The 13987-nt window shown below is 70.2% G+C and carries 12 protein-coding genes; 2 read left to right on the plus strand and 10 right to left on the minus strand.

The features are described from left to right. Nucleotides 1–68: 68 nt before the first annotated feature. Nucleotides 69–2909 carry an excinuclease ABC subunit UvrA gene (gene uvrA, locus OHA68_RS38970; RefSeq protein ID WP_327104713.1) on the minus strand — a complete coding sequence of 947 codons (2841 nt, stop codon included), beginning with the start codon at nucleotides 2907–2909 and terminating at the stop codon, nucleotides 69–71. 237 nt (nucleotides 2910–3146) lie between these two features. Between uvrA and OHA68_RS38975 the strand changes: the two genes are divergently transcribed. After that, entirely contained in the window at nucleotides 3147–3938 is a 792-nt protein-coding gene (locus OHA68_RS38975) for a maleylpyruvate isomerase family mycothiol-dependent enzyme (protein WP_327104714.1), read from the plus strand. Beyond that, nucleotides 3935–4591, plus strand: a complete 657-nt coding sequence (locus tag OHA68_RS38980; RefSeq protein ID WP_327104715.1) for an MBL fold metallo-hydrolase — start codon at nucleotides 3935–3937, stop codon at nucleotides 4589–4591. Before OHA68_RS38975 ends, OHA68_RS38980 begins: the two co-directional genes overlap by 4 nt. A gap of 196 nt (nucleotides 4592–4787) precedes the next feature. Here OHA68_RS38980 and OHA68_RS38985 read toward each other — a convergent pair whose 3' ends face one another. The 9 genes from OHA68_RS38985 to steA all read right to left on the minus strand — a co-directional run bounded on the left by OHA68_RS38985 (nucleotide 4788) and on the right by steA (nucleotide 13976). Next, entirely contained in the window at nucleotides 4788–5060 is a 273-nt protein-coding gene (locus OHA68_RS38985; protein WP_327104716.1) for a hypothetical protein, read from the minus strand. Between the two features lie 72 nt (nucleotides 5061–5132). Further along, complete coding sequence (gene pssA, locus OHA68_RS38990) at nucleotides 5133–5954, minus strand: CDP-diacylglycerol--serine O-phosphatidyltransferase (protein WP_327104717.1); 822 nt, start codon at nucleotides 5952–5954, stop codon at nucleotides 5133–5135. Then, nucleotides 5941–6582 (minus strand): phosphatidylserine decarboxylase, encoded by a 642-nt coding sequence (locus OHA68_RS38995; RefSeq protein WP_327104718.1) that lies wholly within the window; start codon nucleotides 6580–6582, stop codon nucleotides 5941–5943. Before OHA68_RS38995 ends, pssA begins: the two co-directional genes overlap by 14 nt. A gap of 110 nt (nucleotides 6583–6692) precedes the next feature. Beyond that, nucleotides 6693–7676 (minus strand): TerC family protein, encoded by a 984-nt coding sequence (locus tag OHA68_RS39000; RefSeq protein ID WP_189140357.1) that lies wholly within the window; start codon nucleotides 7674–7676, stop codon nucleotides 6693–6695. A 178-nt stretch (nucleotides 7677–7854) separates the two neighbouring features. Next, complete coding sequence (locus tag OHA68_RS39005; RefSeq protein WP_327104719.1) at nucleotides 7855–9021, minus strand: glycosyltransferase; 1167 nt, start codon at nucleotides 9019–9021, stop codon at nucleotides 7855–7857. A 277-nt stretch (nucleotides 9022–9298) separates the two neighbouring features. Beyond that, a complete protein-coding gene (gene murJ, locus OHA68_RS39010) occupies nucleotides 9299–10915 on the minus strand; it encodes a murein biosynthesis integral membrane protein MurJ (RefSeq protein ID WP_327104720.1) in 1617 nt (538 codons plus the stop codon). A 40-nt stretch (nucleotides 10916–10955) separates the two neighbouring features. Continuing rightward, on the minus strand, nucleotides 10956–11810 hold the full coding sequence (locus OHA68_RS39015) for a hypothetical protein (RefSeq protein ID WP_327104721.1): 855 nt from the start codon (nucleotides 11808–11810) through the stop codon (nucleotides 10956–10958). A 1-nt stretch (nucleotide 11811) separates the two neighbouring features. Further along, nucleotides 11812–12783, minus strand: coding sequence for a copper transporter (locus OHA68_RS39020; protein WP_327104722.1), 972 nt, complete (start codon nucleotides 12781–12783; stop codon nucleotides 11812–11814). Then, nucleotides 12780–13976 carry a putative cytokinetic ring protein SteA gene (gene steA, locus OHA68_RS39025; protein WP_189140352.1) on the minus strand — a complete coding sequence of 399 codons (1197 nt, stop codon included), beginning with the start codon at nucleotides 13974–13976 and terminating at the stop codon, nucleotides 12780–12782. The genes OHA68_RS39020 and steA overlap by 4 nt, the downstream gene beginning before the upstream one ends. Nucleotides 13977–13987 lie beyond the last annotated feature (11 nt).

A 13987-nucleotide genomic window follows, 5' to 3' on the forward strand; every position in this document is an offset into this window, starting at 1 on the left:
ACCGAGACGCACCCGCCCAGGCGATCTCGCCCGTACGCGAGGCGTACAGGTCTCAGGTCTGCAGGGGTCTAGACGGAAAGGATCTTGCGGAGGAAGCGTCCCGTGTGGCTCTCGTCCACCAGGGCCACCTCCTCCGGCGTGCCGGCCGCGACCAGGGTGCCACCGCGTGAGCCGCCTTCGGGTCCCATGTCGATGACCCAGTCGGCCGTCTTGATGACGTCGAGGTTGTGCTCGATGACGATGACCGTGTTGCCGCCGTCGACCAGCCGCCCGAGCACCCCGAGCAGCCTGCGGATGTCCTCGAAGTGCAGGCCCGTGGTGGGCTCGTCGAGCACGTAGATGGTCCGCCCGGTCTGCCGGCGCTGCAGCTCGGAGGCGAGCTTGACGCGCTGCGCCTCGCCGCCGGACAGCGTGGTGGCCGGCTGGCCGAGCCGTACGTAACCCAGGCCGACGTCGTTGAGCGTCTGCAGGTGGCGCTTGATCGCCGGGATCGCCTCGAAGAAGGCGAGCCCCTCCTCGATCGGCATGTCGAGGATCTCGGCGATCGTCTTGCCCTTGTAGTGGACCTCCAGCGTCTCCCGGTTGTAGCGGGCGCCGTGGCAGACCTCACAGGGGACGTAGACGTCCGGCAGGAAGTTCATCTCGATCTTGATGGTGCCGTCGCCGGAGCACGCCTCGCAGCGGCCGCCCTTGACGTTGAAGCTGAATCTGCCGGGCTGGTAGCCGCGCACCTTGGCCTCGGCGGTGGCGGCGAACAGCTTGCGCACATGGTCGAACACGCCGGTGTAGGTGGCCGGGTTGGACCTCGGAGTGCGGCCGATGGGCGACTGGTCGACGTGCACGACCTTGTCGACCTGGTCCATGCCGTTGATGCGCGCGTGCCGGCCGGGCACCGTGCGGGCGCCGTTGAGCTCCTTGGCCAGCGCGCTGTAGAGGATGTCGTTGACCAGCGTGGACTTGCCGGAGCCCGACACGCCGGTGACCGCGGTGAACACGCCGAGCGGGAAGTCGATGTCGACGCCCTGGAGGTTGTGCTCGCGCGCACCCTTGACGGTGATCTGGCGCTTCTTGTCACGCTTACGGCGCTTGGCGGGGATCGGAATGCTCCTGCGACCGGACAGGTATTGGCCGGTCATGGACTCCTCGCTGGCCAGCAGCTCCTGCACCGTGCCGGAGACGACCACCTGACCACCGTGCTCGCCGGCCCCGGGGCCGATGTCGACCACCCAGTCGGCGGCGGCGATGGTGTCCTCGTCGTGCTCGACCACGATCAGCGTGTTGCCCATGTCGCGCAGCCTGATGAGCGTGTCGAGCAGCCGCATGTTGTCGCGCTGGTGCAGGCCGATGGAGGGCTCGTCGAGCACGTAGAGGACGCCGACCAGGCCGGAGCCGATCTGCGTCGCCAGCCGGATGCGCTGCGCCTCGCCACCGGCCAGGGTGGCGGCGGCGCGGTCCATGGTGAGGTAGTCCAGGCCGACGTCGAGCAGGAAGCCCATCCGGGCGTTGATCTCCTTGACCACCCGCTCGGCGATGTGCATGTCGCGCTCGGACAGCTGGAGCTCGGCCAGGAACTTCGCGCACTCACCGATCGACATGCCGGACACGTCGGCGATCGACCTGCCGTCGACCGTGACGGCCAGCGTGACCGGCTTGAGCCTGGCCCCCTTGCAGGCCGGGCAGGGGATCTCGCGCATGTAGCCTTCGAACCGCTCGCGGGTCGCGTCGCTCTCCGCCTCGGCGTGCCGGCGCTGCACCCACGGGATGACGCCCTCGAAGGTGGTGTAGTAGGAGCGCTGGCGACCGTAGCGGTTGCTGTAACGGACGTGCACCTGCTCGTCGTGGCCGAACAGCAGCGACTTCTGCGCCTTCTTGGGCAGCTTCTCCCACGGCGTCGCGAGGGTGAAACCCATGGTGTGGCCGAGCGCCTCGACAAGCCGGACGAAGTATTCGCTGGTGTGGCCGCCCGACCAGGGGTGCAACGCGCCCTCGCCGAGCTCGCGCTCGGGGTCGGGCACGACCAGGTCCGGGTCCACCTCCATCTTCGTGCCGAGGCCGGTGCACTCAGGGCAGGCGCCGAACGGCGAGTTGAAGGAGAACGAGCGCGGCTCCAGCTCCTCGAACGACAGATCGTCGTACGGGCAGTAGAGGTGCTCGGAGTAGAAGCGCTCGCGTCCGGGGTCGCCCTCGGGCAGGTCGACGAACTCCAGCGTGATCGTGCCGCCGGACAGCTGCAGCGCGGTCTCGACGGAGTCGGTCAGCCTGCGCCGCGACGACTCCTTGACCGACAGGCGGTCGACGATGACCTCGATGTCGTGCTTCTCGTACTTCTTGAGGGTCGGCGGCTCCTCCAGCCGGACCACGGTGCCGTCGACCCTGGCGCGGGCGAAACCCTTGGTCTGCAGCTCACGGAATAGCTCGCCGTACTCGCCCTTGCGGCCTCTGACGACCGGGGCCAGCACCTGGAACCGGGTGCCCTCCTCCAGGTCCATCACCCGGTCGACGATCTGCTGCGGCATCTGCCTGGCGATGGGACGGGCACAGACCGGGCAGTGCGGCTTGCCGATGCGGGCCCACAGCAGCCGCAGGTAGTCGTAGACCTCGGTGATCGTGCCGACGGTGGAGCGCGGATTCTTGCTCGTCGCCTTCTGGTCGATCGACACCGCCGGCGACAGGCCCTCGATGAAGTCGACGTCGGGCTTGTCCATCTGGCCGAGGAACTGGCGTGCGTAGGCCGACAGCGATTCGACGTAACGGCGCTGGCCCTCGGCGAAGATCGTGTCGAAGGCCAGGCTCGACTTGCCAGAGCCGGACAGGCCGGTAAAAACGATCAGAGCGTCTCGCGGCAGGTCCAGCGAGACGTCCTTGAGGTTGTGCTCTCGTGCACCACGCACGATCAGGCGGTCTGCCACGGTGATCCCGGATGTCGAAAGGCGGATAGGTCCACGGGGGATGGTAGACGGGGGGTCCGACAATTTCGGCGGGGCCGCACACGGCCGGGCGGAAATCCGTCTCTCTCAGGTTACGGCCTACTCCCACCCCGACAGGAGGCCTTCCTGAATCAACCCCGCGACCTGCCCGTTTATGCCCATCACCGGCGACTTGACCGGTCGGGCCCCGGCTGACCTCAGATGATGAAATATCAGATCATGACCGTCCTTCAGAGACTACTGGCCGAGATGGCCGCCGCCAACGACCGGTTGCTCGCCACCGCCGCCTCCCTGTCCGACGCGGACGTCCTCGCGCCGTCCCGCCTGCCCGGCTGGTCCAGAGGCCACGTGCTCGTCCATGTCGCCAGGAACGCCGACAGCCACCTCAACCTGCTCACCTGGGCCAGGACGGGAATCGTGACCCCGCAGTACCCGAGCATGGCCGTTCGCGAGCGGCAGATCGAGTCCCGCGCCGCTCTCCCGGCCGCCGAGCTCGTCGCCGACATCAAAGACAGCGTCGCCCGCCTGGACGCCGCGATCCGCGACCTGCCGGACCAGGCGTGGCAGGCTCCGGTGGGCGGCCTGCGCCCGCCCCCGCATCCCGCCTGGTACATCCTGGTCAGGAGGCTGCGTGAGCTGGGCATGCATCACGTCGACCTCGGCGCCGGCCACCACCCGTCGGACTGGCCCGCCGCGTTCGTCCGCAGGGAGCTGCACGACTGCCACCGGATGTGGGGGCACGAGCACAGCACGGTCGGCGCGGTGCGCTTCACCGGTTCCTCGCTCCCGCCCTGGCCGGACCTCGGCCAGGGCCCCGCGGTGGAGGGCGCACCGACGGACATCCTGGCCTGGCTCACCGGAAGATCAGCGGGCGAGGGCGTTAAGGTGGTGCCCGTGGGGCGATCGTGGCAACCCGGCGCGGCAGGCTCGGACCTTCCGCCGGCACCGCCGTGGCTGACGATGACCGCTCCCGCTGACCTTCCCGCGACGCCACCGAAGGACTACCCATGACCTACACAGGCGACGTTCAGGTCGGCGGCCCCGCCGACGTGCGAGAGCTGCCCGGCCTGAAGATCTACAAGCTCGCGGTCGGCCCGTACGACAACAACGCCTATCTGCTGCGCTGCACCGAGACGGGCGACGGGGTGCTCATCGACGCGGCGGCCGAGGCCGACCGCCTGCTCGCCCTGGTGGCCGACCAGCCGATCAGCGCCATCATCACCACCCACCAGCACGGCGACCACTGGCAGGCGCTGGAGCAGGTGGCCTCGGTGACGGGCGCTCAGGTGCTGGCCCACCCGCTGGACGCCCCCGGGCTGCCGATCCCGGTGGACCGCACGATCGAGCACGGCGACCGCGTCACCGTCGGCGTCGTCACCATCGAGGCCATCCACCTGCGCGGCCACACCCCGGGCTCGGTCGCCCTGCTCTACGACGGCGGCGACGACGAGCAGCACCTGTTCACCGGTGACTCGCTCTTCCCGGGCGGCGTGGGCAACACCCAGAAGGATCCCGAGCGCTTCCAGCAGCTCTACACGGACGTGGCCGAGCGCCTGTTCGACCGCCTCCCGGACCGGACCTGGGTCTACCCGGGCCACGGCAAGGACACCACCCTGGGCGCCGAGCGCCCCTCCCTGCCGGAGTGGAAGGCCCGGGGCTGGTAACGACCGACACGCCGCGCCCGGGCAGCCGTACCAGATCACGCTCGCCGCGAACCCCCGCGACGGCGCCCGCGCGCGCCGTCGCGGGGACCCGCCACCTCCGGGTCAGCGGCCGCTCCCCTGCAAGCCCTCCCGCGACGGGCAGGTACGGATCAGCGGGCGCCCCCATGGAAGCCCTACCGCCACCAGCGGGTACGAATCAGCGGCGGCCGAGTACGTGCACGATCCGGGTGGCGGCCAGCGCGGGATCGTCGGCCACCCCCACCAGATCGCCCCACGACCACCGGTAGAACCATCCGTCCGGCAGGGGCACACAGTCCACGGTCTCGGCGAGCAGCGCCGTGTCGGGATGGCTGATCCGCAGCGCGGGCGGGTCGGCGCGCAGGGTCGTGGTCAGCCCGTGCCGCTCCAGCTCCACGGCCAGCTTGCCGAGGAAGTACGTTCGGGTGTGCTCACGGGGCGTGGCCGGCATGTCTCCATCAAAGCGGATGGCACCGCGAAAATCCTGCCCCTCGCGATGCCATCCGATCGAAATCCGCAGTGGTCAGGAGCCGATGCGCTCCGCCTCCCGGCGGAGTTCGCGCTTGTAGAACAGCACGCGCAGCGGAATGGCGGCGACCAGCGCGATCTGCATGGTCGCACCGATCTTGATGGGCATGTCGCCGCCTTCGGGCCAGGCGACCCAGAAGGTGAGGAACGCGACGTTCACCATGATCCAGGCGAGGACGACGGCCGCGAGCTGCCCCTTCGGCTTGGGGTATTCGATGCGGCTGACCATCAGCCAGGCCACGCCCAGCACGGCCAGCAGCGACCAGATGCTCGGCTCGAACAGCAGCACGATCGAGATCACGGTCATCGCGCCCATCGGGATGGGCAGGCCCATGAAGTCGCCGCTCTTGGTCTTGACGCAGGCGAACCGCGCCAGGCGTACGACCCCGGCGACGAGCAGGGCCGCGGCGGCGCCCACCACCGCCGCGAAGGGCAGGTCGTCGGTGAACCCACCCCAGATCACGATCATGAACGCGGGCGCGAACCCGAAGCTGATGACGTCGGCGAGGTTGTCGAGCTCGGCGCCCATGGCGGAGGCGCGGAAGCGCCGCGCGACCAGGCCGTCGAACAGGTCACAGGTGGCGCCGATGAGCAGGAGCACCACCGCCGTGGCGAAGTAGCTGGGAGCGGGCTTGAAGTTGCCGTCCGTCTTGAGGGCCTCGATCGCCGAGGCGGCCAGCACGCATACGGCGAGGAATCCACACAGCGCGTTGCCCAAGGACAAGGAGTCTGCGGCGGACAGGCGGAACGCCTTTCCGACAGGACCGCGAGGCTCTTCCTCTTCGGCCTGCCAGCCACCGGCGTCAGCCGTGGTCAATTCTGGTCACCCCCGCAACCGTCTTCTCGCCCACGGAGACCGCGGGGGAGATCCCTTCGGGAAGGTAGATGTCGACCCTCGATCCGAACCGGATGAGCCCGATCCTCTCGGCGCGCGCGACCTTCGCTCCGGCGCTCACGTACGGCACGATCCTGCGCGCCACCGCGCCCGCGATCTGCACCATCTCGATGTCACCGAGTGCGGTCTCGAAATGCCACACCACGCGCTCGTTCTGGTCGCTGTCCTTGTTGAAAGCCGGCAGGAACCCACCTGGCACATGCTGCACGGATGCGACATTTCCCGCAAGGGGTGCACGGTTGACGTGAACGTTCAGCGGGCTCATGAAGATCGCGACCCGGGTGCGGCCATCCGGCCATGGATCGACGCTCTGCACGACGCCGTCGGCGGGTGCCAGGATCCGGCCATCGCCCGCGCTGCGGTCGGGGTCGCGGAAGAACCAGAGCATCGCACCGGTCAACGCGCCCAGCGGCACTGCCGCGAGCGCCCACCGGCGATCCCGTCGCGTCAGAAGCGCGGTGGCGGCCGCCGTGGCCACCGTCGGGAGGAGCCACGGGGAGACCCCGCGTGCGAGCCTTACACGGCCCGGCTTAGCAGAATCGACTGACACGTACAACCTTCGGTGGTGACTAGGACTGAGGCGCTTTGCCGTGATGTTACAGAACACGCAACTATGACACGACGCAACTACACAAGCAAAGCGCCCCGAAAGCCATTCCGCTAGACCTGCTCCGATGGGGTTTGCTCGCTCTTACGCGCGTCAATGCGGGACTTGACCAGGCTCGCCACGGTTGTGACCACCATGGTGACGCCGATGACCGTGAGCGACACCCAGATGGGGATCTGCGGTGCCCAGGAAACCCCACTGGCGTGCAGAGCTTCCAATACCAGCTTAACCCCGATGAACCCCAGGATGAACGCCAAACCATAGCTGATGTACACGAGTCGCTGCAGTAGCCCGCCCAGGAGGAAGTACAGCTGACGCAGTCCCATCAGGGCGAACGCATTGGCGGTGAAGACGATGAACGGGTCCGTGGTGAGCCCGAAGATCGCCGGAATCGAGTCGAGCGCGAACAGCAGGTCGGTGCTGCCGATGGCGATCATGACGATCAGCATGGGGGTGACCATGCGCCTGCCGTCGATCTTGACGGTGACCTTGGAGCCGACGTAGGTCTCCGTGGTGGGGAAGGTCTTGCGCGCCCAGCGGAGCAACAGGTTCTCGTTGACCTGTTCCTCTTCGCCCTTGAGGTGCTGGCGGATGATGTTGACCGCCGTGTAGACCAGGAAGGCGCCGAAAACGTAGAACAGCCAGCTGAACCGCTCAAGCGCGACCGCGCCGACCGCGATGAAGATGCCGCGCATGACCAGGGCGAGCAGGATGCCGACGAGCAGCACCTTGTGCTGATAGGCCTTGGGCACGGCGAACCGGCTCATGATGATGAAGAAGACGAACAGGTTGTCGACGCTGAGGCTGTATTCGGTGATATATCCGGCGAAGAACTCGCCGGCTTTCACCGGTCCCGCTGTCATCCAGAGGATTACGCCGAAGATCGCGGCCAGCGCGATGTAGAAGGAGACCCAGTAACCGGCCTGCCGCATCGAGAACTCGCGGGCTTCACCGCGATCAACAATCCACAGGTCGATCGCCAACACGAGCAGAAGCCCGCCGATGACGACAGCCCAAGCCCACCAAGGTTCGCTCACGTTGCTTTACCTCCGGCATACACGACGGATTGCCGGAGGTCTCTCCCGCCCGCCTGACACGCGGACCGGCAGCCCCGGGGGCCCCGTGGAGTGGGACTACACCGTGATGACGAGGCTGCCGCGAAGGGATACTCCCCTCCCTTAACGCACGCAGTATACGAGAACGCGTATGCCGCACCTAATCAGGGCTACGATCTGACCGCTCATAGACATCCAGGACGCTCCTGACGGCATCGTCCTCCCCCGGCAACTCCGCGCCGCGCCGCGCCGCCGCCGCCGCCCACCGCGCCGCCGCCGCCGGATCCGCGATCACCTCGTGTACGGCACTCCGCAGCGCGTGCACGTCCCCGTAGGGCACCAGCACCCCGGCGTCGCCGACGAGCTCGGGGACCCCGCCGACGGCCGTGGCGACGACCGGCCGCCCGGCCATGAGGGTCTCACTGAGGCTCAGCGGCTGCCCCTCCCACCTGCTGGCCCAGACGGCCACGGTGGCGGCGGCGAGCAGGTCGGGCACGTCGTCCCGGTTGCCCGGCAGGAGCACGGGCAGCCGCTCGTCGTCGATCCTGCGCTGCAACGCGGGGCGCAACGGCCCTTCCCCAGCGATCACGAAGAGCGGCTCCCGCCCACCCGGCCACGGGCCCGCGGCGGCGTCCAAGAGGCTTTCGAGCCCTTTCTGCTGGGCGAGCCTGGCGATCGTGAGCACGATGGGCCGCTCCCCCGCCCCCAGCTCCGCCCGCACCTCGGCGGGGGAGCGCCGGGCGGCGCGCGGTACCGGCGCGGGCACCACCGCCGGGCGCACATCTCGGGCGCCGAGCGCACGCATCCGCTCTCCCAGATCGGGCGAGACGACCAGAACCTGATCGGCCAGCCGCGCCACGATCCGCTCCAGCACCCCGTAAACCGCCCCGACGGCGCCCCCGGCGGTGAGCGCGTTGTGCAGGGTGACAACCAGCCCCGGGCCACCCTGCCGATCCGGCAGCCCCGGCCCACCCCGGTGCACCGGCACCCTCGGCCTATCCCGGCGAACCAGCATCCCTGCCCCGCCCCGCCATGCCAGCCCGGCCAGCGCCCCGGCGCGCAGCCCGTGGGCGTGCACCACGTCGGCCCCCCTGGTCAGACGTCTGATCGCCAGAACCGTCCGCAGGTCGTTGACCGGATCCGGCCGCTCGGAGACGCGCACCTCCGCGAACCGGGCTCCCACCGCGCCGAACCCGAACCGCTCCTCCACGCTGCGCGGCCCCACCACCAGCACGCGATGCCCGAGCCGCGCCAGGCCACCGGCCAGCATCAGCACATGCCGCCCGGTACCTCCTGACGTGGTGCCCAGCACGAAAGCCACCCGCACAGCCACTCCTCCCTCTCGACCAACCGTCACCACCCCGCCCTCACCTCACAAGCCCCGCTGAGCCGCGCACCCCCGGCCCAGCCCCACCAAGCTCTTCCCAGATGGACGGACTTCCCCTAGCCACAAAGACCTCCACCAGGCCTGACCGGCTTCCGCCCAGCACACGGGCCTCTCCTGGACTGACAGGCCTCCACCCAGCGCATAGGCCTCCGCCCGGACTGACGGGCCTCCACCCAGCACACGGGCCTCCGCCCGCACGGACCTCCGCCCAGTCTCATCAACCCCCGCGCTTACCGAGCGCGTCGGCCACCATCCTGGCGTCGCCCCGGTCCATGAGAATCACGACGCCGCCTCCCACGGCCAGCGCCAGAACAGCGGCCAGCAGCGTCGCCCCCACGTTCGCCCACGTCCCCGTCGCCCCGAACGCGCTCGCCACGGCGGCCCCCGCCCCGAACCCGGCCGCGCCCCCCACGACGGCGGCGGCCGCCGCCCGGCCCAGCCCGGCCATCGCGGCCCTGCCCCGCGCCCGCACCACGAAGAACAGCAGCACTCCCCCGCCCACGGTCATCCCGGCGGTCATCCCCAGCGCCATCCCCGCGATCTGCCACCCGGTGGGAAACGCCAGCGCGAACCCGGTCTGCGCCACCATCACCACCCCCCACCCCAGCACCGTCCCGGCGGCGGCGGCCCGGCCCCGCCCGAGGGCGTACAGCACCCGGCTCAGGTGAGCGATGAGCCCGTATCCGATCAACCCCGGCGCGAACAGCGCGACCGTCCGGGCCAGCTCGACCGGCGACACGGTGGTCCGGCTGCTGTCCAGGAACACCACCGACCCCGGCTCGGACGCGGCGGCGAGCATCCCGGCCGCCACCCCCGACACCAGCACGACCGCGCGCGTGGTGCTCGCCGCGAGCGCCGAGAACGCCTCCGTCTCGCCGCCCTCCGCCTGCGCGCTCAGCCGGGGGAACGCACTGGTGGCGATCGGTACGGCCAGCACCGCGTACGGCACCAGGTAGATGGCCCACGCGTAGTTGTAGGCCGCGAGCGCGCCCTCCCCGATCACCTTGTTGGACAAGGCCAGCACGACCACCATGGCAGCCTGCTGGGCCAGGAGCGCGGCGATCCCGGCCAGGGCGAGCCTGCGCACCTGCCCGGCCACCCCTTCGGGGAAGCGCAGCGTGGGCCGCCATCGCAGCCCCAGCCGGGCGGTGGGGCCGACGACGGTGAGGACGAGCGCCAGCACGCCGAGGCTGGTCCCGACGGACAGCGCGAGCTCGGCGGCCCTCGGGACCTGGCCGGGGTCCACCGTGCCGTCGCTGAGCGGCACGAACAGCAGGTAGCCGACGATGACCACGATGCTGGACACGAGCGGCGCGACGGCGGGCCCGGCGAACCTGTTGTGCGACTGGAGCAGGCCGTAGAGCACGACGGCCACGCCGTACAGGGGGATCTGCGGCGCGAAGACGACCAGCATCCGGGTCGCGACGGCGTCCACCGCCGACGCCTCGCACCCGTCCACGCTGAACAGGCCGACGATCGGCCCCGCCAGCAGCGCGGTGAGCACGGCCACCGGGACGAGCACCACGAGCACCCAGGTCAGCAGGGCCGAGGTGATCCGCCCCACCCGGTCGCGGCCGGACCCGGGCTCGGTGACTCCGGCCGCCGAGCCGGCCAGGACCGGCACCACCATCCCGGCCAGCGCCCCGCCGATGACGACCTCGAAGACGATGTTGGGGATCTGGTTGGCCGTGAAGTAGGCCGAGGACAGGCAGTTGGTGCCGACGGTCTGGGCGAGGGCGTACTGCTTGGCGAAGCCCGTGATGCGGGCCAGGACGGTGATCGCCCCGATGAGCAGCGCGCCTCCCGCCACGCCGCGCGCGAGCCGGGACGTCACACTCCTCCTGACATTCGCCCGATCACGGTGGGCACGGTCCTCACACGGGGTCGACGGGGCGGCGCCCCAGCATGTCCAGCCGGTTGAGCACCGGGTTGCCCGCGATGACCTTGGTAAAACTGATCTTCTCCGAGGCGGCGGTGAGCGCCGCCACGGTGCCGAGCAGGACCAGCCTGCCGGGGCGGCCGAGCTGGGTCACGGCGGCGAGGCCGAGCAGGGCGCCCAGGGCGTTGGCGCCGGCGTCGCCGAGCATCGCCTGCTCGCCGAGGTCCTCGGGCAGCAGCGCGGCGGCGGCGCCCAGCGGCACCGCGGCCAGCGCCGCCGTCATCGGCGCGTCACGGACGACGGCGGCCACGAGCAGGGGCCCGCCGGTGAGCAGCCCGACCTTGATGGCCCGGCCGGGGCGCAGGTCGAACAGGTTGGCCAGGTTGGCGGCCCCGGCGATGGCGGCACCGTTGACCATCGTGTCGACCGGGCCGCGGGAGACCAGGGCGGCGGCGGCGAGGCCGGTCGCGCCGATCCCGAGGATCTTGACGGCACCGCTGGTGACCTCGCCGCGCGCGAGCGCCGTCAGGTGCCCCTTGAAGCCCTTGGACGAGGTCGTCCCGTACAGGTCGTCGTAGGCGCCCAGCGCTCCACTGCCCGCGCCCGCGAGCAGGGCGGCCATCCGCACCCGGGGCGGCAGACCGGGCGCCATCGCGGCGGCCGCGCCGGCCCCGGCCACGAACGCGGGGCCTTCCAGCAGCGTGATGGGCTCGCCCCGGTGGTTCTTGCGGGCCCAGCGACTGCCCGTGTCCCTGTCCCGGGTGAAGGCGGTGAAGGCGGTGTAGGCGGCGCGGGCCGCGGCGGCGCCGAGCGCGGCGCCGGCGAGGGCGTAGAGCAGGCCACGGGCCATGTCAGCTCCCTGACTCGGTGGATGACGGGGTCGGGGTCGGCTCCACGGGCTGGAACGCGCTGACCCCCTGGCCGGTGCCGTATTGTCCGGCGCCCCCGCTCACTTGCTCCCGCAGAGCATAGACGGTCACGACCCGGCCCTCAGGCAGATCGACCCGGTCGACGCTGGAGACCCGCTTGGCGAGCTCGGCGTCCTCGCGCAACGAGGTGATCACGCCGCCGGCGGCGGCGGAGGTGGGCGGCCCGGCGATCACCACGCCCTTGCCGCCGGCGTCCAGCCCGCCGGCGAGCGTGGTGAAGGCCGCGGCCTGGGCCGGTGCGCCGTCGCCTTCGAAGGGGGTCTCCGGCGCGAGCATCACCGCGAGGGTGGCCCGCTTGCCAGGGTCGCCGTCGAGGTCGAGGAACCCACCCGTCTCCAGGCCGGTGAGCACGGCCTCGGCCGTCTGGTCGGCGACGCCCACCTGGGCCTGGTCGGTGGTCATGACGGTGGCGGCGATCAGGGTGGCGGCCTTGTCATGCGTGGTGGCCGTCGTAGCGAACGTCATCTCGGCGGGTTTGAGCTGGTTGACCAGGCCGTCGAGCACGCCCGCGCTCTTGGGGTCGAAGTATCTGTCGGCCAGCGACAGGCGGCCGGTGATCACGGCGCCGGCCGTGGTGAGCATCTCCTGCTCGGCCTCGCGCATGCTGGCGTTGACGCCCGGCGCCTCCACCAGCAGCACCTGCTCGCCGGCGAGCTCACCCTCGACGAGCTTCGGGGTGAGGGTGGTCACGAACGAGTCGGTGGCCTGGTTGCGTCTCAGCAGCTCGTCGATCTGCCCGCGCTGCTCCTGCTTGTCGGCGGTGAGCTGGCGCGTCAACTCCTCGGCCGACCTGATCGCGGGATTCTCCAGCAGCGTGGTGCCGAGAACGATGCCCACGGCCAGCGCCAGGAAGATGGCGACGATGGAGACGAGGTGATAGCGGAAATCGATCACGAGAAGAGCCCGACCAACCAGAAGATGAAGGAGTTCCAGATATCTTGCAGGCCGTTCAGCCAGGTCTGGCCGAGCGGCGACAGCGCGAGCGCGACACCCATCGTGATCAGCGCGGTGATCGCCAGCAACAGCAGTTGCGGGGTGGAGATGCGGCTGCGGTAGAGCATGCTCACGCCCTTGGCGTCGACGAGCTTGCTGCCGACGCGCAGCCGGGTCAGGAAGGTGCTGGCCATGCCGGAGCGGCCCTTGTCGAGGAACTCCTCCAGCGTGCCGTGGGTGCCGACGGCCACGATCAGCTCGGCGCCCTTGTCGTCGGCCAGCAGCATCGCGATGTCCTCGCTGGTGCCGGTCGACGGGAAGATCACGGCGTCGCGGCCGAGCTGGTGGACTCGCTCCAGGCCGGGCGCCCGGCCGTCCCGGTAAGCATGCACGATGAGCTCGGCGCCGCAGGTGAGCGCCTTGGTGGAGACAGAGTCGAAGTCGCCCACGATCACGTCGGGCAGGTAGCCGGCCTCCAGGAGCGCGTCGGCGCCGCCGTCGACGCCGATGAGCACCGGCCGGTATTCCCTCAGGTAGGGGCGCAGGGTGGCGATGTCTTCCTTGTAGTGATAGCCGCGCACCACGATGAGGGCGTGCCTGCCCTCGATGGGCGTGCGGATCGGCGGCACTCCCACCCCGTCGATGAGCAGCTTGCCCTCACCGCGGACGTACTCCATCGTGTTGACGGCGAAGGCCTCGATCTGCACGGCCAGGCCGGCCCGGGCCTCGGCCATGGCGGCCTCGACGGCTTCGGGAGTCTGCGCCTCGCCCTTGCCGACGACCTCGTCGCCGACGTAGACGGCCCCCTCGTGCAGTCGGACGGTGTCGCCGTCCTTGATCCGCTCGAACAGCTCCTGGCTGGCGTTGTCGATGAACGGGACACCGGCCTCGATGATGATCTGCGGGCCGAGGTTGGGGTAGCGACCGCTGATGCCCGCGGCGACGTTGACCACGCCCGCGGCCTCGCATGACACCAGTGCCTCCGCGCTGACCCGGTCCACGTCGACGTGGTCAATGATCGCGATCTCGCCCGGCTTGAGGCGCTTGGTGAGCCTCTTCGTCCGCCGGTCGATTCGCGCCACACCCGTGACACCGGGAAGGTCGTTGACCTTCCGTCCGCGGAGGCCCGGCATCCTGTTACCCGGAACCTTCATCAAGACCATCC

It is taken from the genome of Nonomuraea glycinis (assembly GCF_035920485.1).
Taxonomy (GTDB): domain Bacteria; phylum Actinomycetota; class Actinomycetes; order Streptosporangiales; family Streptosporangiaceae; genus Nonomuraea; species Nonomuraea glycinis.